This is a genomic window from Thermogemmatispora onikobensis, from assembly GCF_001748285.1.
GTDB lineage: Bacteria > Chloroflexota > Ktedonobacteria > Ktedonobacterales > Ktedonobacteraceae > Thermogemmatispora > Thermogemmatispora onikobensis.
This window is the reverse complement of record NZ_BDGT01000024.1, coordinates 37,122-58,946: the sequence shown is the minus strand read 5'-3', so window position 1 is coordinate 58,946 and position 21,825 is coordinate 37,122. Positions and strand designations below refer to the sequence as shown.

The window sequence follows — 21,825 nt, the reverse complement described above, 5'->3', positions numbered from 1 at the left end:
AATAGAAGCAGCTCTCCTGCCATTCGCTATAATCTGCGCTAAGAGGAACAAATGGACATGATCGACGACTTAGCGGCGCTCCTCCAGCGGGCCACTGTTCGCATCGACGCCGCCCATAATCCCAGGGGTACAGGCTTCTTTGTGGGGCCGGGCCTGATTCTGACCTGCGCCCACGTCATCCCATCTGCTCACAAGGCAACTTCCAGCCTCCAGATCTACTGGCAGGAGAGATATTACGAGGCGGCCATCACTACAGTGCCTGCTGATGACTCGTCCCCGGATCGGGATCTGGCGCTGTTAACGGTCCCTCTTGAGGATCATCCTTGTGTCTTACTCTGCGGTGAGGCTCAGCCCTACAGCAGCCTGTACACCTATGGTTACCCAGGCTCAGTGCCTGGAGGCACCTCTTTCATTTTCGACGCCGCCGGACCAGCCGGTGAGCGGAACCAGTGGATCACCTTCCAACGCGGGCCGGTCGATCCCGGCATGAGCGGCGCCCCGCTGCTCGACCGGGAAAGCGGCTGCGTCTGCGGTATGATCCAGTTCTCGCTGGGCCTCCATAGCGAGCGCGGGGGCCAGGGTCTGCAGGCGCGCGTCATCCTTGCTCAGCTTCCTGATCTTGTCAATCATCAATTGGCCACACACCGGCAAAACCGCCGCTGGCTGGAGCTTCTCTCAGTCGAGCAACGTCAGCGCCTCGGACAGTGCTGTCCCCAGTATCAGCCGCTGCTCCAGCAGAACACTAAAGCCCTCAAAGTCTTTATATCCTACTCAGGCAGCCAGCGGGATCGCAAACTGAGAGAGGAACTTGAGAAGCAGCTGGCTTCCTTTAGACGCAATCAACTGATCGAAAGCTACCACAGCGAGCAGCTAAGCGCGGGACGTGAACGGAGCGAGAGCCAGCGCCTGCTAGAGCAGGCGGATATCATTCTGTTACTTATCAGTCCTGATTACATGAGCTCCGACCAATGCTACAACGAAGAAATGCAGCGGGCCATGCAGCGCCACGAGGCCGGCACGGCGCGCATCATCCCGATCAAGTTGCGGCCAACTGTGGAGCTGGCCAACTCTCCCTTCGGCAAGCTGCAGGCCCTGCCGCGCTCCGGGCAACCTATCACGGAAAGCAGGGACCGCGACGCAGCCATGAAGGAGATCGCCGATGAGCTGTATCGGGTCATCCAGGAGTTGAAAAGCAAGCAGACCTGAGCTGAGCAAGCGCAAGCCTATCTCCCCCGCCCAGCTCACCAGCTTAGGGCAGTGGAAGGCACCTTTCCAGGAACAGTCTCTTCTTGCTTTCCCATTCACCCCTCATTAGGGCATCGGCTAGGAGCGGACGCTAGGGACCCTGAGCAAGCCTCTGCGCTGCTGAAGGCGATACGGCGCATAGTAACCAGCCAGGGCAAAGGGCAGGCGCCCGACCAGGAGTGTCCCCTCGGCGCGATGCTCTTCTAGCTCGACACGCCCGCGACGATGGAAGAGTTCCACCAGGTCGCCGCGCGCGTAAGGCACAAGCACCTGCAAAGGCACCATCTGCTCAGCCACCACCTGGGCCAGCTTCTCACGCAGTGCCTCCAGACCCCAGCCATGCAGCGCCGAGACTACCACAGCATTGGGATAGAGCGAAGGATCAACACGATCGGGATCAGGCAGCAGATCGATCTTATTGAGGGCCGTCACCCGCGGCTTCTCATGGGCCTCCAGCTCGCGCAAGACCTCGTTGACCGTCTCGCTCTGCTCGATGGCATTCTCGTGGCTGATATCCACTACCTCCAGCAGCACATCGGCATCCACCACCTCCTCTAGCGTGGCTCGGAAAGCAGCCACCAGGCGCGTCGGCAGGCGCTGAATGAAACCCACCGTATCCGTCAGCAAGACCTCCTGGTTGCCCGGCAGCACCACGCGGCGCGTCGTCGGATCAAGCGTCGCAAACAGCTTGTTTTCGACCAGAACATCGGCCTGACTCAAAGCATTAAAGAGCGTCGACTTACCAGCATTGGTGTAGCCCACCACTGCCACCACCGGCATTGTCAAAGCCGCCCGCTGACGACGATGGAGCGTGCGCTGCTCACGCACCTCCTCCAGCTCGCGACGCAACTCCGCCAGGCGATTGCGAATGCGGCGACGATCGATCTCCAGCCGCGTCTCACCAGGGCCGCGGACTCCAATAGCACCGCCAACGCCAACCGCTCCAAGCGAGCCACCAGCCTGCTGCGACAGCTCAACACCACGCCCGCTCAGGCGAGGCAGGCGATATTCCAGCTGCGCCAGCTCAACCTGGAGGCGCCCCTCGCGCGTCCGCGCATGCTGGGCAAAGATATCGAGAATCAGTGTCGTACGATCGATCACACGCGCATTGAGAGCCTTTTCAAGATTGCGCTGCTGAGAGGGTGACAGCTCGTCATCGAAAATCACCAGATCAAAGCCCAGCTCCTGCTCCAGAGCAGCCAGCTCCTGGACCTTTCCCTTACCAAGATAGGTAGCAGGATCAGGATGACGCAGGTGCTGCAGCATCTTGCCGACTACCTCGGCCCCGGCAGTTCTGGCCAGGGCCTCCAGCTCGTTGAGCGAATCCTCAGCGCTCCAGAGCGTTTCCTGCCGCTCACTGGCCACCGCGACGAGAAAGGCCCGCTCCGGCCCCTCCGTGGTTCTCTGCTTGATCAGCACAGCCTCGTTTCTTGCCGTAAAATGCCTCCTTTGTTCAAGCAAAATCTACTCAGCTCTAGAATACGTAGAATACCCCTTGACTATACATTGTATGCGCCTTGACCGCAGAGCGCAAGCCCAGAGGCAGCGCCTCCTGCCCTGCCTGGTAGGAAGGCCAGACCAGCCCAGCCAGTAAACGGACAGCCCGGCACAACCACCCCAGACCCTACTTTACTTTAAAGATAGATGACCAAGTAGCCACTGATTGAGATGCACAAAGAGACTCTGGGCAATGGCTTCGTTGTAAGCCCGCTGCCAGGCGCTGAACTGACTCAGATCACCCGCCGGTATATTCTGGACGGCACTGAGGACGTTATGCAAGGCCAGTAACAGAACCAGCCACAGGAGCCAGGCTTCAACAAAACCCAAGACCATCCCGAGCAACTCGTCCAGAATACCTAGCATTGGAATGCGGTGCACAAAGGCCCGAATGAGAGTGGTGATGATATGAACGATAACGACAGTAGCAAAGAAGAGCAGCGCATAGGCCAGCAGAGGCGCCGCTCCGGCACCATTGCCAGCGAGCACAGCGGTGAAGGTGGGACCGAAGAGCAGGGCTACACCCAAGGCCAGCGGGAGCGCAACCAGATTAATTAAGCTAGCAATAAGGCCATTATGGAAACCATTGATGACCAGCACAATGGCTGTAGCCAGAAAGGCAAGATCGATCCAGTTAAACGACAGAGACATTTACTTCTTCCTCCCAAGATCATGAATGAGAAGTAATGAAATAGAAAGTTGAACCTCCTGATATATAATCAAACGAGGCTCCAGGCTCACTGTCACAGCCAAGATGCCGGAAGCCTGGGAAGCAAGAGGCTGGAAGGCAAGCAGGGGGGCAGCGGCTTAGCGGCTTGGCCTGGGGCAGACCAACATGCTATAATGAAGGCATGAGCATCAGGGGGAAAACAACAGAGACAAGCGCTCCTCAGCAAGACCTGTTCGGGCTGACCCTCACGCAGCTTGAAGTCTGGTTCAAGGAACTGGGGGAGCCGCCATATCGCGCCAGGCAGGTCTACAACTGGATCTACAAGCACCTGGTCACGGACTTCGAGGCTATGAGCGACCTGCCTCTGCGCCTCCGGCAGCGTCTGGCGCGCGAAGCCACCATTGGCCAGGTCATCGTTCGCAGCGAGCAGCGCTCCAAGGATGACCGCACGCGCAAGATCCTGCTGGAGCTGGCCGATGGCCGCCTCATCGAATCGGTGCTGATGCTTTACCCACCCCTGGGAGGGAGCAGCGCGCGCGCCACCGTCTGCGTCTCCAGCCAGGCGGGTTGTGCTTTTGGCTGCACCTTCTGTGCTACGGGCCAGATGGGATTTGAGCGGCACTTGAGTGCAGGGGAAATCGTGGCCCAGGTTCTGCACTTCGCGCGCGAATTGCGGGCGGCCCCCTGGCGTGCTCGCGGCCTGCCCGGCAGCCAGCCTATCGACCACATCACCAATCTGGTCTTTATGGGCATGGGCGAGCCACTGCATAACTATGACAACGTGCTCCACGCCTTGCGCATCCTGAACAGCGCCGAGGGCTTCAACCTGGGCGCGCGGCACATGACCATCTCCACCGTAGGGCTGCCCCACGGCATCCGGCGCCTTAGTCAAGAGGGGCTGCAGGTCAACCTGGCCATCTCGCTGCATGCGCCCAACGACGAGCTGCGCGCGCAAACGATGCCGGTCAACCGCAAATATCCGCTGGCCGAGGTGCTGGCGGCCTGTCAGGACTACATTGCCGCCACGCGAAGGCAGATCACGTTCGAGTATGTCCTGCTGGCCGGTGTCAACGATAGTCCTGCTTGTGCCCATCAGCTTGGCGAGCTGTTGTCTCCACTCAAGCAGTATGCGCACGTCAACTGCATTCCAGTCAACAAGACAGCGGCAGGCTACCGTCCGCCCGGGCCGGAAGCCATCCGTCGTTTCCGCGAGATCCTCTTCGAGCACGGCGTCAGCAACAGCGTCCGGGCCGAGCGGGGCGACGACATCGATGCTGCTTGCGGGCAACTGCGCACCCGCTTCGTGACCCAGCAGCGGCTGGCAGCGGCTTTCAGCCGCCGACCTGAGCCGGTTCGCCCCCAGTGACCTCAGCGTGCCCCAAAAAAAAGAAAAGACGTAGCAGGGAGAAGGAACAGCAATAACAGGACGGACGAACGCGCGGCAGAGGGCAGCCGGGCAGGCCGGGGAGGGAACGCCGTGCGAGCGGCGCTCTTACCTGCCTCCGGCCAACGCTATGCTTTGGGGAGCTTGAGCATCGTACGCAGACAGCGCGTACAGACATGCACCGTGCGCCGCACCCCGTTGATCTCCAGATGACGACGCTGCACATTCACCACGAAGCGCCGCCGTGTATGACGCTGCGAGTGCGACACCTTATTGCCATACATCGGCTTACGCTGACAGAGGTCACAACGACCAGCCATAGCAATCTCCCTTCCTCTTTTCTCTTCTCATCTTTCAAGTTCAAGCCGTCCAGGCGCTCATCCTGACACCTGTCTGCCTATGTTCCGCCGTTGCCGTTTGAAGTAGGAGGGAACGACAGGCCCCAGCCCATGCTCACCCGACAGTACAGGCAGAGGGGCCACGGCTTTCGCCGAGCCGCGTCAGGGGACTACCGCCCGGAGGCCGCTTGATCAGGATAAGAGGTATCCAGCCAGGTGCCAGGACCCTGCCACAATCCCTCAACCCGCTGGTAGACCTGAACTGGTCTCAACAACTCCCAGCGCCTGGCCTTTCCTTTCCCTGGCTTGCCGCTGCCAGGGCAGGCGCCTGCTCTACGCATCCTACTATAGAAAAACACAGCGCCCCACGGGGACCACGACCCTGCCCCACCCTACAGGGCAGACGACGGCGCCCTTGATTCTGACGGGGGCCTTTGATATACTGCAACAGAACGCGGGCCTTGCACTCCAGTAAGTCGAGAGCAAAGCGTTAGTAAGCGTTGAGTACGCTCTGCGAGTATAGCAGATCGCCCTCGCTTTGGCAAGTGCATAGGCCAGAAAGAAGACCAGCAAACCAGCAAAGCAGAGAAAGCACAGAGAAGACATGGGTATGCCGAAGCCATCTACGATTCAACCGCAGCACGGAACGCGCCCGCTGGGCAGGATCGAGGTCCTTCCTCACGCGATTCACACCATCGCGGCCCGCGCCGTCAGCGAAAGCTACGGTGTTGTCGGCATCGCCGCGCCCCGCCTGCGCAATGGGGAGGCCATCCTTCTTCCCCCCGAACGCAGCGGCGAGGGCATCCAGGTGCGCATCGCCAGCGGACGCCTGATCATCGAGGTCTACGTCGTGCTGGAATACGGGCTGCGCATGTCTGAGATCGCCCATAATATCATGAGCAGCGTTAAATTCTCGGTTGAAAAGATGCTCGGAGTACCCGTGCAGCAGGTGAACGTCAATATCCAGGGGCTGGAACACAGCCCTACTACACGGCGCGAGCACTAACGACAAGGTGTGGGCACCACCGACCTCATTACCACCACCACCACCACATAAGGTAAGCGATCTATGCAGGAACAGGCACCAGGTGCTCTACACGCGCAAGATGCGCAAGGCAAGCAGCAGATGCAGCGGTTTAGCCGCCCGCGGCGGATCAGTGTGCTGGACGGCCAGGACCTGAAGAAGGCCATCATTGCGGGGGCCACCTGGCTGGAGGAGCGACGCGAGAGCATTAACGCCCTCAACGTCTTCCCCGTCCCGGATGGAGACACTGGCTCGAACATGTCCGCCACCATGCAGGCCGCCATCCGGGGAATCATCGATAGCCAGGAGAAGGCGGCGGGGGTGATCGCGGCACGCATCGCTCATGACGCCCTGTTGGGTGCGCGCGGCAACTCGGGGGTGATTCTGTCGCAGGTGCTCCGTGGCCTGGCCCAGGGACTGGAGAAAAAGCAGACCTTTACCTCGCTAGACCTGGCCAACGCTTTGATGGAAGCCTCTCGGCTGGCCTCGCGCGCCGTCATCAAACCGGTCGAGGGGACGATCCTGACGGTGGTCCGCGACTGCGCCGAGGCAGCCCTGGCCAGTGCGCAGCGCGGCGACGACCTGGTGACCCTGATGCACGAGGTGGTGACTGCGGCGCGGCAATCGGTCGCCCGCACGCCCGAGCTGCTACCCATCCTCAAGCAGGCGGGAGTAGTCGATGCCGGCGGCCAGGGGCTGTGCGTGATTCTTGAAGGGATCTGGCACGCCCTACGCGGCGAGGGGCGAGAGGCGCGTCCCTTCTCCTCAGCGGCAGCGCCCGCCGAGGCCACTCCTCGACGCGGGCGCGTCAATGTCGAGGAGGAAGAATACGGCTACGAGGTGGTCTTCCTGCTGCGTGGCGAGAACCTCGACGTCGAGCGCATTCGCCAGACAATCATCGACATGGGCGGCGTTTCAACAGTCGTGGCCGGCGATGAAAAGCTGCTCAAGGTCCATACCCATACCCAGTGGCCTGGCAAAATCCTGGACTACGGCGTGAGCCTGGGTAGTCTCCTGGACATCAATATCGAGAACCTTCAGGAGCAGAGCCTGGCTTACGCGGCAGAGAGTCGCGCCGAACATGCACGAGCAGAAGGTTGGGGCCAGGACACCCCCGCAGATGACAAGGCTTCGGCCCCCACCACTCCGATCGCCACAGTCGCCGTCGTCTCAGGTCCCGGCTTCGAGAAGGTCTATCGCGGCCTGGGCGTCAGCGCTCTCGTGCCCGGTGGACAGACCATGAACCCCAGCATTGAAGAGCTGCTGGCGGCAGTCAACTCCGTTGAAGCCGAGCAGGTCATTATCCTGCCCAACAACAGCAACGTGATCCTCAGCGCGCAGCAGATTCCACGCCTGACCAGCAAACGGGTGGAGGTCATTCCAACCGAGACCTTGCCCCAAGGGATTGCCGCCCTGATGGGCTTCAACTACAGCGCCGACCTGGCTACCAACGTCCAAAGCATGAGCGCCGCCGCCCGACGCATCCAGACCGCCGAGATCACCACGGCTGTGCGCGCCGTCCAGATCGATGGCCTGCGCGTGCGAGAGGGCGACATCATCGGCCTGATCAATGGCAACCTGGCGGTGGCTGGCAGCAGTCTGGACGGCGTTATCAACGACCTGCTCCAGCGCATGCACGTCGAGCGCTACGAGCTGCTCACCATCTACTACGGTGAGGGGACCAGCGAGACCCACGCTCAGGAGACCGCGGCCCGCATCAAGCAGACCTATTCCCACCTGGAGGTAGAGGTGGTGGATGGTGGCCAACCCTACTACACTTATATTTTCTCAGTTGAATGAAAAGATCAGAGACAGCGATAGCCGTTCAGAGCGCATGCCCGGCAGCTAGCTAGCCTGGCCGGAACCGTAAGCCAGACCGGACCGCGCAGAACCCAGAGAGAGACAACCAGACAGGATCAAGGCCGAGAGGGCTGGTCTCGTCCCGGTGCTCTTCCCGCTACTCTAGCGATAAACGTACCCACGCTTCTTGCAAGCTGCCATGTGCGCTGACGCGCATGCGCAGACAATTCTCTCGCGTTCAGGAGGTGCCTCATGGCCGTCCGCATCGTCACCGATAGCACGGCGGATCTGCCTAAAGAACGGGCCGCGGCCCTGGGAATCAGCGTTGTTCCCCTCAAGGTTATTTTTGGCAATGAAGAGTATCTGGACGGGGTCAATCTGGATACAGAGGGCTTTTTCAAAAAGCTGGCGGAGAGTAAGGATTTTCCCCGTACCTCACAGCCAACACCCGCCGACTTCCTCGCCGTCTACCAGCGCTTGATCGAAGAAGGCGCCGAGGCCATTCTCTCGGTCCATCTGTCAGCCAAATTCAGCGGAACCTACCAGTCGGCCTGCGCCGCTCGGGCGGCCTTGCCGGCGGAGCTGCAACACATCCCTATCGAGGTCGTGGATTCCGAGAGCATCAGCCTGGGGATCGGGATGTCGGTCATGCACGCCGCCGAAGAGGCCCAGCGCGGCGACGATCTGGCTTCCATTAAAGAACGCCTGATCAGTCGCTTGCGCCGCACACGCATCCTGGGCGTGCTGGATAGCCTGGAGCATCTGCGCCGCGGGGGACGCATCGGACGCGCCAGCGCCTTCCTGGGCACGATGCTGAGCTTCAAGCCGATTATCGGCATTCAGGCCGGCGAGGTGGTGCCGGTCGAACGCCCACGCACACGCGCCAAAGCCTATGAGCGGGTGGCTCAGCTCTTCCAGGAAGCCAGCCCGGTGGAAGAGGTGGTCATCGTGGAATCAAGCGACGAATTGGGCGAGCAGCTCGCCGCAGCCATGAAGACAGTCTACCCTCAGCCAATTCCACGCTATAAGCTGGGCGCCGTCCTCGGTACCCACACAGGACCCGGCACCGTCGGTATTATCTTTATGAGCGCACAGTAAACCCGAACTCCTCCCCCCAGACCCGTCGGGCGGGCAGGCAGCCAGCCAGTCAGCCAGCTAGCTAGCCAGCCAGACAAGCAGGCCCGGGCAGGTCCTTGGCCCGCTCGGCGGGCACGGTCGGACGGCATGAGGTCATCTCAGGCAATAAAGCTGATACATTATGAGATAACCATTGACGACTTGCATCTTCGTCGGTACAATAGTAGGTAGTAGAGCGCTTACCCACGCCAGAAAGGGCTGTGCTGCAGGCACTGCAGGGCTCGCTCTATGTGCGTGCCTCCAACCGCTCTCTGAGCCGCGAGACTTCAGGCTCCTTGCTCGCCTGGCTCGACGACAGGTCAACAGGCAGGCAAGCAGGCAAGGCGGCACAGGGCCAACGCATGCAGAGTAGCCGTGGAACCTGCGCGAGAGCTTGTAGCCAGAAGATCATGCGTTCACTCACTGGAAGATTCGTTAGTCAGCCACCATCGCCGATGGTGCAAGCGACGAAGGAGGAACAACCGTGGGAATGCTACGGGTGATGTCACGGCGCGGTGATGATCGTGTCGCCTGGGATGAGCAGAAGGTGTTAGCAGGTGACCCCGAAGCACTGGCCGCCGTGCGAGAAGCTGAGCGCATTTTCGCCCAGGAGCGCGCCAGGGGAGCCACTGCTTTTCGTGTCGAGCCCGGGAAGCCTGCTCAGCGCATCGATCAGTTTGACGCGACCGCCGAGCAGATCATCATGGTTCCGCGCGTTGTCGGTGGATGAGCTTGATCTCTGAGATTCTGACCATCCTGGACTGGGTGATCATCGCCACTGCGATGGGAGCCGTTGTCTGGCTGATCACTCAGCCATATTTACGGGGCTGGTCGCGGGCCGAGCGACGGGCCTCCGATCTGCTGCGCGATATCCTGACGCCCGAGCAGTTCCGCCAGCTCCTCTGGCATGGCTATCTGGAGGTGCCTAGCCCTACTGCCCCCCAGCGCATCTATCGCGTACCCCGCGGTAAAGGCTTCGTCCAGGTCATCGAAAATGGCCGCGCGACAATGCGCCTCTGCCTTCAGCCGGTGGAAAATCTGCCGGACGCCGACATCGTTGTGCTCCATAAGCTGATGATCGAGGGGAACGAGGAGCTGTATTTGCAAAAGGCTAATAAGTATCTCTGTACCGATTGATCGCTCGATCGGCGATGGCACCGGATGGGCCTACTCGTCCCTCCACCAGCCCCTCGCAATAGCCACCCAGCGCTTGCTCGCTTGCGGACCTGGACCCGGCGCCCGGCGAAGCCTCTCCCACCAGACCAGGCTGAGGAAGAGGGCGGACGGGCTCCCGGTCTGCTTTTGCCCTCTGCTCAGCCCATCGTCGCTAGAAAGACCGCTCGCTTTCGCCTCTTGGTGTCGCCCAGCTATCGCCCCTGGCCAGCTTGCCAGGATAATTGCTTGCTCGCTAGCGCGTGCACCCTCTTTACTCCTGGCAAGCATAGGCCTCCCCCTCCGCCGCCGCAACTGAGCTAGCATGCGCTAGTCGCCCTCTTCTTCTTCTTCGTCTTCACCATCATCGTCATCATCTTCTTCTTCCAACAATTGGATAATCTGACGATGCCCGTTCTGCTTCTCGCACATGTGTGGCCCCCCATCCAGGGGCATATGGCAGAAAGGACAAACGGGACGCCCCGCGGAGACGACGCGCGTGATCATCTTGGTCAGGGCCTCTGCCTGAGCATGAGTGAAAGAAAAAGTGACCGCTCGATCCTCGCGGACGCGCCCGTGCGGCTCCTGATCTGCCTCCATGATGATCTCCAGGGGAACTGCCATGAGAATGATCAGCTCTCGACGGAAGTCGTAGCTGAGCTTCAACTGCGCTACCTGAAACTCCTCGTCGGGGATCAGCGGGAAATCAGCAGGTATACCCGGTGGTGCCGCTTCTTCTTCCGCACCTTCCTGCCGGGCTTGTGCCTCAACATGCAGGACCTTACCTTGCGTCACTTGGGTCAGCAGGCGATCAATGGCCAGCCCCAGCTCGTTAAGCTGCATCTTTTCCATCCACATCATAGCAGAGCCACTTTCGCTGCGCGCAAACAGACGAAAGCGACGCTGCCCCGGTGGGCCAACGGCATCCGCGCCCAGTAGTTCCACCAGACCTAAATCTCTGCTCATCGGACCTCCTCTTTGCCCCTACGTGAAGAGTGTCTTGCTCCCTTCTGATAATCGATTCACCTGTCGCTGCAGTGTCAGCCGTACCTCCGTCCCTCCCTGGCTGTTCGGAGTCGGACAGACAACAGACAGTCAGGATCATCCGGCCCTCTTTCAGCAATTGTACATGCCGTCTGCCAGAAAGCTCAGGATGGAGAGCTCCCCTAGATCACGCATGGATCTAGACACCGCCAGAGCCAGGGCAAGTCGTTTCAGCTAGCCCTTAGCATAAGGCGCAGCCGGCAGATGCCTGCCCTTCCCCGGAGACCCGCAGAGAGCCCTCACCTTAGACAGCCATTGTGTGCTTCACTGGCCCGCCTCGTCGACTTTGCCCGCGCCTCTCGACCGCCGGACAGGTCTCTATGGCCCGGTCGGGTTGGGCGAGATCAGTAACCGCGCTCTGGATCATAGCGATTGCGTAGCGGCTCGCCACGGCGATAACGTTGGAGGTTATCGGCAAAGAGCGAGGCCAGCCGGGCACCATAGTGAATGCTTTCACCCGAAATATGGGGCGTTAGAATGACATTGGGTAGCGAGTAGAGCGGGCTGTCCTGGGGAAGCGGCTCCACTTCAGTTACATCGAGACCTGCCCCGGCAATCCAGCCCTCGCTCAGGGCGCGAATCAGGGCCTGTTCGTCGATGACTCGCCCACGAGCGACATTGACCAGATAAGCGGTTCGGCGCATAGCACGTAGCTCCGGCTCGCCGATCAAGCGCTCCGTCTCAGGGGTGAGCGGCGTCGCAATCACAACATAGTCACACAGCGGCAGCATCTCACGCAACTGGCTGAACGTATAATAGCGCTCGACATCCTGGTCCTGCTCGCCACCCCTGGCCGAGCGCCTCACTCCCAAGACGCGCATGCCGAAAGCCCGTCCCAGGCGCGCAACGTAGCGCCCAATGTGGCCCACGCCAATGATTCCCAGCGTCTGCCCATAGAGTTCTAGCGTGCGCAGATGATACCAGGCGGTGTTGCCCCAAATACGGCGATCCTGCAGACGTACCAGCTCGGGCCAGGAACGATTGAACATGATCATGCTGCCAAAGACATACTCCCCAATAGTTGAGGCATGGATTCCAGTGGCAGTGGTTACCATCACTCCACTGGCAGAATCAAGCAGACCCGTGTCACGCAGGCCATCAACGCCCGCGCCAGCGAACTGGAGCCAACGCAGACGCGGGGCAAGCTGACGGATGTTCTTGGGTAACCAGAAGCCACAGATGACCTCGACATCCCCCGCCTGCGCCGCCAGCTCCTCGTCCTGTGTGGCCAGCACAACTTCGCCCTGGGCCGCCTCGCGAATCTTCCCCAGCGCTTCTTCATCGAAGGGGAAGGTACAGAGCACTTTCAGACTCTGATGTTGACTCACTGCCAGACTCTCCTTACCTGATCAGACGAGCATTTGCCGAGATAGTATAACGGCAGAGTGAAAACAGGCTCGCTGAGCGTCACCGCGTCTCTTCCCTCAGTCTATCCGAATTGGCTGCTTTCTGGCAAGCCGTTGCTTGGGCGGTCCTTGCCTCTGGCAAAGCCCCCAAGGCCCCCGCCCCACCCCACCTACCAGTGAGGTGGAGGCCAGCACCAGGGCAAAAAGAGCTTGTTTGCTTGCTCAACCTTAGCAGCGAGACAAGCTTCTGCAGCAAATAGCCTTTCATCGCAGTCAGCAAGAAACACACATACAATAGTTATGCAGACTCAGGGAATTGTTCTGGAGCAGTATAGAAAGCAAGAGCATGGAAAGTCAAGAGAGAAGGACGCGGCTGCCCCTACACCGTGCCAGGTTCTGAGCAGGCAGTGAAAGGCCGGGGCTGCCTTTGCCGTTGCTCTGGCCTTTCACTGCCTGCAAGTCGGTCCGCTTTTGGCACTGGACCGAGAAGGGAGGAAGAAGGCACAGGCTTAGAGGCCCACCAGGAGGAGCAGGCCCAGAGCCAGACCCATGCTGAGCAGGGCCCCGCTGATTACCTGAGCAGGGGTATGGCGCCCTAAAGCCACCCGCGACCAGCAGACAAGCACCAGCAGAAGGAAGGATGGCAGGAAAACCAGGCCATAGAGGACAGTCAAGACCGTGGCCGCTCCGGCTAGCGTTGCCGCATGGATGCTGATCTTCCACCAGAGGGTAATCAGCAGGAGGAGCCCCCCCACCAGCAAGGTCAGGCTAAGCGCCAGCTCCAGGCTCCGCGGCGCATGCAGCAGGAGGAGCAAGAGCAATCCCAGGCCATAGGAGAGCAGACTGACGAGGAAAGGATGCCAGCGCTCGTGGCGGCGCGTGAGGTCAAGATCGCTCACCAGCCCCAGGCGCATAGCCAGAAGCACATAGAACAGGGGGCCAGCACAGACAAAGCCGAGCGTTAGGAGCGCGAAGCCGAGCGAGGGCCAGAGCGAAGAGGAGCGATAGAGGGCCACCAGCAGAACAAACGGCACCGAGACAGCAGCCGGTGAACACAACAATGAAATGCCGCGCGCGAGGCGCAAAACACGTGCTGAAGGCTCACGCCTCAGTGCTTGAGGATCAGCGAACGCCTGGGAGTCTTGCTGAGCGAGAGCCTGGCGCCCGCCAGCCCTATCGAGGGCAGTTTCTGGGAACAATCTGGACATCGGGCGTCTTTCTTCCTATAACTTCATGCCGCGTCCTACACAGGCCGGCAGCGCTCCATCCAGGTTCAGGGATGCCCACCACTCGGCAGGTGAACCCATCAAGCCGCCAGCAGCGTCTGCTCTCTCTGCCGAATCACTTCCTCATAGCCACGCAGCAGCGACTCCATCGCCTCATACCAGCTATATCTGGCAGCCTGAGCGAGCGCTGCGGAGCGCATACGCTCCCGTGTTGCTCGCTCGTAGATCAGACGAGCGAGCAAATGCCGATAGGCGGCGGCCTGGGCCTCCGGGCTAAGACCAGTGGGGTCCAGCAACAGACCCTGTTCCTGCGGGATCACCAGATCGCAGACCCCTTCGGCCTGCAGCGCGACCACTGGCAGGCCGGAGGCCATCGCTTCAAGGACCACCTGGCCAAAGGTCTCGGTGGCCGACGGGAAGGCAAAGACATCGGCAGAAGCATAGGCCTCCGCCAGGGCCTCGCCAGTGAGATAGCCGGTAAACGTGACCGGCAGCCCGGCCAGAGCCTGGCGCAGCTCCGTCATGGCCGGCCCCCCACCAACCACCACCAGATGGCAGTGACGATGATCCAGCTGACGATAAGCGTTAGCCAACAACAGGAGATTCTTCTCTCGGGAGATGCGCCCTACATAGAGCAAGACACAGCGCTCGTCTGCCTTCTCCTCAGTAGTACCCAGCCAGGCAGCACGCAGGGCAGAGCGGCGACGCTCAGGTCGAAAGAGCGTGCTGTCCACACCGCGGGGCCAGAGCCGCACACGCTGAAAGCCCTGACAGCGCAACGCCCTGGCTGTCGAAGGAGACGGGCAGAAGGTCAGAGAGCAGTGATTGTGCAGAAAGCGATTGTAGCGCCACATAGGGCCTGTTGCCCAGGGAAAGCCAAAATGACGACAATAGGCGGCGAGATTGGTATGGTAGGAAGAGACAAGGGGGCGCCGCAGCAGCCTGGCCACGGCCACCCCCACGGCACCCAGCACGACGGGATCGACAACATGGATGACATCAGGCTGGAACTCCTGGAGCTTCTTCACAAAGAGAGGACGGAAAAAGTTGAACTTGAGTTCTGGGTAGAAAGGCAACGGCAGGCCAGGCGTCGTCACAATCTCCGCCCCGGCATACTCACGCATTCCACAGCGCGGGCCTAACAAGAGCGCCCGGTGGCCGCTGCTCTCCAGATGAGAGAGGAGTCGCGCCAGCGTGCGCGTCACCCCATCCAGCTTGGGCAAGAAATTCTCAGTAATAATCGCGACCCGCATCGCAGTCCTCCTTTGTCTCCTGCTCTACACCGTCCTCGTCTCTTTCCCCCCGCGCCTCACCACAGCGGGCAGACCAGAGCAACCATCAGCCCTGACCCTGGCCAGCCCTCCCTCCCTCCCTCAGCCCCCCCACAGCACCCCTCAAGAGAATCTTCAGCCAGCAGCGTTATAGCTCTGTAAAATTCCCTCAAAGAACCCGTTAAGCCTCGACAAAATTTGTGCGCGCGACAGAGATGTCACTGTTCATCTCTCAGCAGAAGAGATAGAATATCCTATAGAGGGAAGGGGTCGCAGCCGCAGCCCGGGAAGAGGGAGGGGAGAGGAAGTGGAAAGGATCAGAGCGAAAAGCAGCGACCACCAGCGCCCCGCCAGCCGCCAGCTAGACAGAAGAGGGAGGTCAGCATTGTCGACACCAGTTATCCGGCTGCTCCTCTGCGAGGACCAGACGCTGATGCGCCAGGGCCTGCGCACCATTCTCGATCTGGAACCAGGCATGGAGGTTGTGGGCGAGGCCGCGAACGGCGAGGAGGCGGTCAGGCGCTACCGAGAGCTGCGACAGGCCGGTCAGGGACCAGACATTGTCTTGATGGATATCCAGATGCCCCTCATGAGCGGGGTTGAAGCAACCGCCGCTATCTTGAGCGCCTACCCGGAGGCAAAGATCATCATCCTGACCACCTTCGACTACGACGACTACGTCTTCGAGTCCATCAAAGCCGGGGCGGCGGGCTACGTGCTCAAGGACCTGCCCGCCGAAGAGCTGGCGGCCACCATCCGCCGGGTTGCTCAGGGGGAGCCGTTCATTCAACCGAGTATCGCCAGCAAGCTGCTCATCGAGTTTGGCCGGCGAGAAAAAGGGAGCCAGAGCCAGCTCCAGAGCAGCGAAGGCGTGAGAGAGGAGCTGAGCACCCGCGAGCGAGAAGTCCTGCGATTACTGGCCCAGGGAGCCAGCAATCGCGAGATCGCCCAACAACTCTGTCTGGCCGAGGGTACCGTCAAAAACCACGTTTCCAACATCTTGAGCAAGCTGCAGGTGACTAACCGTACCCAGGCCGCGAGCAAGGCCCGCGAGCGCAAGCTCATCTGATCTGATCTGATCTGATCTGATCCGCATAGGGCCGCGCCGCGCTACACAGCTCTGCCGACCAGCCTCTTCCGGCAGGCCAGCAAGAGAGGGCCACTTACCACCGGAGTGCATAAATAATAGACACGGCCCTGCAGAGCAAGGAGCGGGGAGAGCAGAGCAGCCCTGGCCCCCGGCAGCCGGGCCGCTGGGACCTGAGCAGGGCTATCCGTAGAAATACGCAATTGAAGAGGCGGCCCGGCTTGTCGGCTGCCTGCTCTCTGAAGGCGAGAGAGCGGCTTGCGACAGGAAGCGAGCCGGGAGCGAAGGCGCTTGAGGGATGCTGTCATTGCGTTGCACAGACAGTCAGCCTTATGCTATAATCCTCACGGTATGATATAATCGTGAGACAAGCGGGACAACAAAAGGATGAGTAAGAAGCCTCCCCCCACCCTGTGGGAAATCGTGGGGCCAGTGGGAGGATTGGGGTTCACGATTGCAGTCCCCATTGCTGCAGGAGCCATTCTCGGTCACTACCTGGATGGCGTGTTGCGTACCGCACCGTTGTGTATACTTCTCGGGCTGCTGCTTGGCCTGATTACGGGAATATACGGCGCGTACCGTTTATTTAAAACCTTCTTCTCAAGCATGAGATAGACGGCGTCGACGTTGACAGACCGGGCCACGCAGAGCACGATTCGGATGGAGGATATTGAGTGCTCTGGAAATTTCCTGAGGTATCCCTGGCACCAGAGGTCATATGGAATCCAGGCGGTATCTTTCCGATAACCAATACGCTATTATGCACCTGGATTACCATTCTTGCTCTGGTTGCCTTTTTCTACTTTGGCACACGCAACGCTTCGCTGATCCCCTCGGGTTTTCAAAACTTCGTGGAGTGGATCGTCGAATTTGTGGTGAATCTGGTCAACGGTGTGGTTGGCTCGCGGAAGGAGAAAGCGGCGCGTTTCTTCCCGTGGGTCGCCTCCTTCTTCATCTTCATTCTGGTCGCCAACCTGATGGACGTGCTGCCGGGTGTTGACACCATTGGCACGCTCAAAGGAGAGGAGGTCGCCCATGTGGGAGGCAACTGCGCGCCGGTCCTGGGCTTCCTGCCTTCGTGTCAGCCGCTCTCGTTGGGGCCGATTCATTTCCTCTTTGGCAACATTTCGAACCTGATTATCCCCTGGTTCCGTCCGCCGACCACCGATCTTAACCTGACGGTGGCAATGGCCCTGCTTTCGGTGGGGGCAACCCAGTTCTTCGGCTTCTACCATCTGGGTGCCAAAGAGCACCTGTCAAAGTACTTCAATTTCCGAGCACTACGCAAAGGCCCAATGGGCCTTATCGATGTTGTTGTCGGGCTGCTGGAGATCATCTCCGAAGCCGCGCGTATCATTTCCTTCTCCTTCCGTCTCTTTGGCAACATCTTCGCTGGTAGCCTTGTGCTGGCTGCGTTTGCCTTCATCCTGCCATTCGTCGCCGCGATCATCTTCATTCCCTTTGAGATCTTCGTCGCGGTGATGCAGGCCCTGATCTTCTCCCTGCTGACGCTGGTCTTCATGGAGATCGGCACCACCAGTCACGAGGCTCACGAGGAGCATCTTGTCGAAGAGGAGCAGAAGGTACTACAAGGGGAGAAGGCCGCCGCGTAGTGCCTGCACCTCGCCGTCTGCGAGCCTCCTCAGCCGCCTGGTCGGGGAGGTTCTCTTGTGAACGCGCCCGCCTGATTGCTCCGAGTGCCGCGGGTTCACTCCAGTGCGGGTGCAGCGCAGGCTGAGCGAGGGGCGCCGCTTGCCTGGCCTGGCCGAGCGAGGCCGCAAGGCAGGCGCTCTTGAATTGCTTGTTACCGTTCAATTCATACGTACTTTACTTGCCCGCTTGACATCAACAAACGAACACACAACCAGGAACGAACCAACGAAGCTTTGTCCTTAAAGGAGGATATTCAGCTATGTCGCAGTTAGCTGTCGCTTTGGCTATCGGTCTGGGGGCTATTGGCCCGGGTCTGGGCATCGGAATCGCTGCCGGTCAGGCGGCCTCGGCTATCGGGCGCAATCCCGAGGCGGAGCCGCAGATCCGTATCAATATGATTCTGGGTCTGGTCTTCGCCGAGGCCATTGCCATTTACGCACTGGTCATCGCCATCCTGCTCCAGTTCGTGAAGTAAGCTGGTAGGGACAGGCAAGGAGAAGACGAGCTGGCCCGCCGAAGCAGGCGCCCGGCTCCGCCCGGAGTGCCTCGCGGGCTGCTCGTCCCGCCTGCCGGAACGAACGCATGTAGCGCGCCTGACAATGCGGGTATGTCCAACACACATCGTGCCTATCACTACTTCGCAAGCTGTTCCCCCATTCGAGGGAGCGGGCGAGGAATACGATGGTTCCGAGGATTTTTTTGATCGGTCTCCCCTTGGCTTACCCGCATGTATGGAGAGCGTGAAACGCACGCCTTGATTGAAGAAAAAAGGAGGGGGTCGGCGTGACTTTGATTCTCGCAGCGAGTCCGCTAGAGGGCCTGGGTATCAATACCTTTGCTTTCCTCTCGCAGCTCGTTAGCTTCATCATCGTGTTGATTCTTCTGCGCAAGTGGGCTTTGCCCATTGTTCAGCGCATGCTTGATAGACGCGCCGCCATTATCCGCGAGGGCATCGAGAACGCCGAGCGAGCGCGGGAGGAGCTGAAGAATGCCACCGCCCGCGCAGAGCAGCTGCTGGCGGAGGCACGTCGCGAGGCCCAGGAGGTCATCGCTAACGCCCAGCGCGCCGCCGAGCGCGAGGCCCGTCGCATCGAGGAGGAGGCCCTGGCGCGCGCCCGCCAGATCGAGCAGCAGCAGGTTGAGCGTATCCGCCAGGAGGCCGCCCGCGCTCGTGCCGACCTGAGTCGCCTGGTGGTCAACCTCTCAATCGCTGCCGCCGGTAAAGTGATCAGTAAGTCCGTCGATAGCAGTGATAACCGCCGCCTGGTTGAAGAGTTCGTCAACGCCAGCCAGGCTACGAAGGGACAGTAATGCTTAAGGGAGCGATCGCACGCCGCTACGCTGAAGCTATCTTCACTATCGCGCGGCAGCAGCAGACGATTGATCGCACTCTCGACGAAGTGCGCTCCATCGCTGAATTGTTTGCCCAGCGCAAGATGGCCTATCTGCTGAGCGAGCCGAAAATCCCCCTGGCGCGCAAGGAGCAGGCGCTGCGTCAGGCGCTTGCGTCGCGGGTTCTGCCGACGTCGCTCAATCTCGCATTGCTGGTGGTCCAGCGTAATCTGGTCGAGTTGATGCCGAATATTGCGCGCGAACTCGAACAGCTCGTACTTCGGTATAAGAACCAGGCAATCGCCGAGGTGATTACGGCGGCGCCTCTCGATGAGGCCGCGCTTCAGCGTGTGAAGCAGGCGTTAGAGCGAAGAACTGGAAAAGAGATTATCCTGCAGACAAAGGTCGAGCCGGAGATTCTGGGAGGGATCATCGCCCGCGTCGGCGATGAGGTCATCGATGCCAGCGTCCAGCATCGGCTGGCTACCCTTCAGCAGCGCTTGCTGCAGGAGACTGCCGCCCATAGCTCTGAACTGCTGGCTTCGCTGGAATTGCCCGCCGAATTGGCGACGGTCAACGATCCACCAGCCAGGGACCGCCCTGAGCCGACACGCACTCAGTAGAGCAGGAATCGGATCAGCCTTGTCTTCTTGTCTGCCTGCCTGCCTGCCCTGGCCCGGCTGACTCTGACTGGAGCGCTGCAGGCAGTGAGGCCCGTTGGCTGCGAGTTGAGGCGTCGGCTCCTCAACTCTCTGGTTGTTGGCCGTTGCTCTTTTGTCTGTTTGTTTACTCGTTTGCTTCTCGTTCGCCAGTTGGTGAATCTGTACTTTAGCGTTTTGCCCATCGCTCGCTCTCGTCCGTAACGGGCCGGCTGCCCTGCTGTCTACTGGTCCGCCTTGTTGTTGCCCGCCGTCCTCTTAGTCTGAGGCCGGCACAGCAGGCTTATGCCGGGCTGGCCTGTGCACGCAGGCCGCTTCGCTTTGTGATTCGGCGTCTGCGTGGATCGGCTCCTTGTTCCGGCTGGCCTCTATGGCGAGGAGAGACTACCTGAGGAGGAAAGACGATGGCATCGTGGGCAGATGAAATCAGTGCCATCATCGAACGCAATATTGTTGGCTTCGATCAAAGCCAGCCTGCCACGGCCAGCGTCGGGACCGTGATCGCCGTCCAGGACGGCATCGCCCGCGTTTATGGCTTGCAGGATGTGAAATATCTGGAGCTGGTGGATTTCCCCCGCACCGGGCTGAAGGGGATGGCCTTCAACCTGGAGGAGGAAACGGTCGGTATCATCATCCTCGGCGACTATACTGAGCTGCGCGAGGACGATGAGGTGCGCACGACCGGTCAGGTGATTTCGGTCCCCGTCGGCGACGCTCTGATTGGGCGCGTGGTCAATGCCCTCGGCGAGCCAATCGACGATAAGGGGCCAATCATTACCAATAAGCGGCGCCCGATCGAGCGCGTGGCTCCCGGTGTGATTACGCGCCGCTCGGTGAATACACCGGTGCAGACCGGTATTAAGGCGATCGACGCGATGATCCCTATCGGTCGCGGTCAGCGCGAGTTGATCATCGGCGACCGCCAGACTGGTAAGACGGCCATCGCTATCGATACGATTATTAACCAGAAGGGCAAAGATCTGATCTGCATCTATGTGGCCATCGGCCAGAAGAACTCTTCGGTGGCGCGCACGATTGCGACGCTGGAGAAGTACGGGGCGATGGAGCATACGATCGTGGTGGTGGCCGGCGCGGCTGATCCGGCTCCGATGAAGTATATCGCGCCTTACGCCGGCTGCGCGATCGGCGAGGAGTTTATGGAGTCGGGCCGCGATGCTTTGATCGTCTACGATGATTTGACCAAGCATGCCGAGGCCTACCGCAACATTTCGCTGATTATCCGCCGCCCGCCGGGCCGCGAGGCCTACCCCGGTGATGTCTTCTACCTGCATTCGCGCCTGCTGGAGCGCGCGGCTCGCCTGAATGAGGACTACGGCGGCGGCTCCTTGACCGCTCTGCCGATCATTGAGACGAAGGCTAACGATATCTCGGCTTACATTCCGACCAACGTCATTTCGATCACCGACGGCCAGATCTTCCTGGAGACCGATCTGTTCAACGCCGGTATCCGCCCGGCGATCAACGTCGGTATCTCGGTCTCCCGCGTGGGAAGTAGCGCTCAGACACGCGCTATGCGCCAGGTGGCTGGCTCGCTGCGCCTGGATCTGGCTCAGTTCCGCGAGCTGGCAGCCTTCGCGCAGTTCGCTTCCGACCTCGATAAGGCAACACGCGCCCGCATTGAGCGCGGCCAGCGCCTGACGGAGATCCTCAAGCAGAAACAGTACCAGCCGCTTGAGGTGGAGAAGCAGGTGATGATCATCTATGCCGCTACACAGGGCTACCTCGACGATGTGCCGCTGGAGCTGATCCAGGAGTGGGAGGCGGCTTTCCATCGCTATATGGAGGCAAACCACCCCGAGATCGGTCAGGAGATCATCGAGAAGTCGGTGAAGCAGCGTAACAATATGTCCGACGATCTGCTGGCACGTCTGCGAGCCGCTATTGAGGAGTTCAAGAAGACCGCCGCACCGCAGCCGCAGAAGGCTCAAGCAGCAGCAGCTAGCTAGCTAGGAGGCGGAGA

Annotated in this window: 21 protein-coding genes; 14 read left to right on the top strand and 7 right to left on the bottom strand. The window is 60.3% G+C overall.

Going from position 1 to position 21,825, the window contains the following annotated elements; translation table 11 throughout:
- Window positions 1–57 precede the first annotated feature (57 nt).
- Entirely contained in the window at window positions 58–1,206 is a 1,149-nt protein-coding gene (locus BGC09_RS12010) for a trypsin-like peptidase domain-containing protein (protein WP_069804224.1), read from the top strand.
- 117 nt (window positions 1,207–1,323) lie between these two features.
- Here the strand turns inward: BGC09_RS12010 and hflX are convergent, their stop codons facing one another.
- Both hflX and BGC09_RS12000 read right to left on the bottom strand, forming a co-directional pair.
- Entirely contained in the window at window positions 1,324–2,664 is a 1,341-nt protein-coding gene (hflX, locus tag BGC09_RS12005; protein ID WP_218104037.1) for a GTPase HflX, read from the bottom strand.
- A gap of 210 nt (window positions 2,665–2,874) precedes the next feature.
- Entirely contained in the window at window positions 2,875–3,393 is a 519-nt protein-coding gene (locus BGC09_RS12000; protein WP_069804223.1) for a CvpA family protein, read from the bottom strand.
- Window positions 3,394–3,593: 200 nt separating this feature from the next.
- Here BGC09_RS12000 and rlmN point away from each other — a divergent pair, with 200 nt between their 5' ends.
- Complete coding sequence (rlmN, locus tag BGC09_RS11995) at window positions 3,594–4,778, top strand: dual-specificity RNA methyltransferase RlmN (protein WP_069804222.1); 1,185 nt, start codon at window positions 3,594–3,596, stop codon at window positions 4,776–4,778.
- 146 nt (window positions 4,779–4,924) lie between these two features.
- Here rlmN and rpmB read toward each other — a convergent pair whose 3' ends face one another.
- Window positions 4,925–5,116, bottom strand: a complete 192-nt coding sequence (gene rpmB / locus BGC09_RS11990; protein WP_069804221.1) for a 50S ribosomal protein L28 — start codon at window positions 5,114–5,116, stop codon at window positions 4,925–4,927.
- A 628-nt stretch (window positions 5,117–5,744) separates the two neighbouring features.
- On the opposite strand from rpmB, the gene BGC09_RS11985 reads away from it, so the two are divergent.
- The 5 genes from BGC09_RS11985 (at window position 5,745) to BGC09_RS11965 (ending at window position 10,211) form a co-directional block, all read left to right on the top strand.
- Window positions 5,745–6,140: an Asp23/Gls24 family envelope stress response protein gene (locus tag BGC09_RS11985; RefSeq protein ID WP_069804220.1), complete on the top strand. Its 396-nt coding sequence runs from the start codon at window positions 5,745–5,747 to the stop codon at window positions 6,138–6,140.
- 120 nt (window positions 6,141–6,260) lie between these two features.
- Window positions 6,261–7,958: a DAK2 domain-containing protein gene (locus tag BGC09_RS11980; protein WP_069804256.1), complete on the top strand. Its 1,698-nt coding sequence runs from the start codon at window positions 6,261–6,263 to the stop codon at window positions 7,956–7,958.
- 252 nt (window positions 7,959–8,210) lie between these two features.
- Window positions 8,211–9,056: a DegV family protein gene (locus BGC09_RS11975; protein WP_069804219.1), complete on the top strand. Its 846-nt coding sequence runs from the start codon at window positions 8,211–8,213 to the stop codon at window positions 9,054–9,056.
- Window positions 9,057–9,564: 508 nt separating this feature from the next.
- The gene (locus tag BGC09_RS11970) at window positions 9,565–9,804 is read left to right on the top strand and encodes a hypothetical protein (protein WP_218104036.1); all 240 of its coding nucleotides are present in this window, start codon (window positions 9,565–9,567) and stop codon (window positions 9,802–9,804) included.
- Between the two features lie 2 nt (window positions 9,805–9,806).
- On the top strand, window positions 9,807–10,211 hold the full coding sequence (locus BGC09_RS11965; RefSeq protein ID WP_141727757.1) for a hypothetical protein: 405 nt from the start codon (window positions 9,807–9,809) through the stop codon (window positions 10,209–10,211).
- A gap of 345 nt (window positions 10,212–10,556) precedes the next feature.
- Here the strand turns inward: BGC09_RS11965 and BGC09_RS11955 are convergent, their stop codons facing one another.
- From BGC09_RS11955 to BGC09_RS11940, 4 genes are all read right to left on the bottom strand, one after another.
- A complete protein-coding gene (locus BGC09_RS11955; RefSeq protein ID WP_069804216.1) occupies window positions 10,557–11,192 on the bottom strand; it encodes a DUF3090 family protein in 636 nt (211 codons plus the stop codon).
- 422 nt (window positions 11,193–11,614) lie between these two features.
- Window positions 11,615–12,598, bottom strand: a complete 984-nt coding sequence (locus tag BGC09_RS11950) for a D-2-hydroxyacid dehydrogenase (protein WP_084658533.1) — start codon at window positions 12,596–12,598, stop codon at window positions 11,615–11,617.
- Window positions 12,599–13,125: 527 nt separating this feature from the next.
- Window positions 13,126–13,824, bottom strand: a complete 699-nt coding sequence (locus BGC09_RS11945; RefSeq protein WP_084658530.1) for a phosphatase PAP2 family protein — start codon at window positions 13,822–13,824, stop codon at window positions 13,126–13,128.
- 98 nt (window positions 13,825–13,922) lie between these two features.
- A complete protein-coding gene (locus BGC09_RS11940; RefSeq protein ID WP_069804215.1) occupies window positions 13,923–15,095 on the bottom strand; it encodes a glycosyltransferase family 4 protein in 1,173 nt (390 codons plus the stop codon).
- Between the two features lie 403 nt (window positions 15,096–15,498).
- On the opposite strand from BGC09_RS11940, the gene BGC09_RS11935 reads away from it, so the two are divergent.
- From BGC09_RS11935 to atpA, 7 genes are all read left to right on the top strand, one after another.
- Window positions 15,499–16,182, top strand: a complete 684-nt coding sequence (locus BGC09_RS11935) for a response regulator transcription factor (RefSeq protein WP_084658527.1) — start codon at window positions 15,499–15,501, stop codon at window positions 16,180–16,182.
- Between the two features lie 405 nt (window positions 16,183–16,587).
- Window positions 16,588–16,815 carry an AtpZ/AtpI family protein gene (locus BGC09_RS23520; RefSeq protein WP_084658524.1) on the top strand — a complete coding sequence of 76 codons (228 nt, stop codon included), beginning with the start codon at window positions 16,588–16,590 and terminating at the stop codon, window positions 16,813–16,815.
- A 59-nt stretch (window positions 16,816–16,874) separates the two neighbouring features.
- Window positions 16,875–17,813: a F0F1 ATP synthase subunit A gene (atpB, locus tag BGC09_RS11930; protein WP_069804214.1), complete on the top strand. Its 939-nt coding sequence runs from the start codon at window positions 16,875–16,877 to the stop codon at window positions 17,811–17,813.
- A 299-nt stretch (window positions 17,814–18,112) separates the two neighbouring features.
- On the top strand, window positions 18,113–18,328 hold the full coding sequence (gene atpE, locus BGC09_RS11925; protein ID WP_052887544.1) for an ATP synthase F0 subunit C: 216 nt from the start codon (window positions 18,113–18,115) through the stop codon (window positions 18,326–18,328).
- A gap of 308 nt (window positions 18,329–18,636) precedes the next feature.
- Complete coding sequence (gene atpF / locus BGC09_RS11920) at window positions 18,637–19,164, top strand: F0F1 ATP synthase subunit B (RefSeq protein ID WP_052887543.1); 528 nt, start codon at window positions 18,637–18,639, stop codon at window positions 19,162–19,164.
- Window positions 19,164–19,808, top strand: coding sequence for an ATP synthase F1 subunit delta (gene atpH / locus BGC09_RS11915; RefSeq protein ID WP_069804213.1), 645 nt, complete (start codon window positions 19,164–19,166; stop codon window positions 19,806–19,808). Before atpF ends, atpH begins: the two co-directional genes overlap by 1 nt.
- A gap of 440 nt (window positions 19,809–20,248) precedes the next feature.
- Entirely contained in the window at window positions 20,249–21,811 is a 1,563-nt protein-coding gene (atpA, locus tag BGC09_RS11910; RefSeq protein ID WP_069804212.1) for a F0F1 ATP synthase subunit alpha, read from the top strand.
- The last annotated feature ends 14 nt before the right edge of the window (window positions 21,812–21,825 follow it).

What these genes read in the sequence shown, in the direction of transcription:
- BGC09_RS11980 (WP_069804256.1), top strand. Translation starts at nt 6,261, where the DNA reads ATGCAGCGGTTTAGCCGCCCGCGGCGGATCAGTGTGCTGGACGGCCAG.
- BGC09_RS11945 (WP_084658530.1), bottom strand. Translation starts at nt 13,824, where the DNA reads ATGTCCAGATTGTTCCCAGAAACTGCCCTCGATAGGGCTGGCGGGCGC.
- BGC09_RS11970 (WP_218104036.1), top strand. Translation starts at nt 9,565, where the DNA reads ATGCTACGGGTGATGTCACGGCGCGGTGATGATCGTGTCGCCTGGGAT.
- atpH (WP_069804213.1), top strand. Translation starts at nt 19,164, where the DNA reads ATGCTTAAGGGAGCGATCGCACGCCGCTACGCTGAAGCTATCTTCACT.
- atpA (WP_069804212.1), top strand. Translation starts at nt 20,249, where the DNA reads ATGGCATCGTGGGCAGATGAAATCAGTGCCATCATCGAACGCAATATT.
- BGC09_RS11985 (WP_069804220.1), top strand. Translation starts at nt 5,745, where the DNA reads ATGCCGAAGCCATCTACGATTCAACCGCAGCACGGAACGCGCCCGCTG.
- rpmB (WP_069804221.1), bottom strand. Translation starts at nt 5,116, where the DNA reads ATGGCTGGTCGTTGTGACCTCTGTCAGCGTAAGCCGATGTATGGCAAT.
- BGC09_RS12010 (WP_069804224.1), top strand. Translation starts at nt 58, where the DNA reads ATGATCGACGACTTAGCGGCGCTCCTCCAGCGGGCCACTGTTCGCATC.
- BGC09_RS12000 (WP_069804223.1), bottom strand. Translation starts at nt 3,393, where the DNA reads ATGTCTCTGTCGTTTAACTGGATCGATCTTGCCTTTCTGGCTACAGCC.
- BGC09_RS23520 (WP_084658524.1), top strand. Translation starts at nt 16,588, where the DNA reads ATGAGTAAGAAGCCTCCCCCCACCCTGTGGGAAATCGTGGGGCCAGTG.
- rlmN (WP_069804222.1), top strand. Translation starts at nt 3,594, where the DNA reads ATGAGCATCAGGGGGAAAACAACAGAGACAAGCGCTCCTCAGCAAGAC.
- BGC09_RS11955 (WP_069804216.1), bottom strand. Translation starts at nt 11,192, where the DNA reads ATGAGCAGAGATTTAGGTCTGGTGGAACTACTGGGCGCGGATGCCGTT.
- BGC09_RS11940 (WP_069804215.1), bottom strand. Translation starts at nt 15,095, where the DNA reads ATGCGGGTCGCGATTATTACTGAGAATTTCTTGCCCAAGCTGGATGGG.
- atpE (WP_052887544.1), top strand. Translation starts at nt 18,113, where the DNA reads ATGTCGCAGTTAGCTGTCGCTTTGGCTATCGGTCTGGGGGCTATTGGC.
- BGC09_RS11975 (WP_069804219.1), top strand. Translation starts at nt 8,211, where the DNA reads ATGGCCGTCCGCATCGTCACCGATAGCACGGCGGATCTGCCTAAAGAA.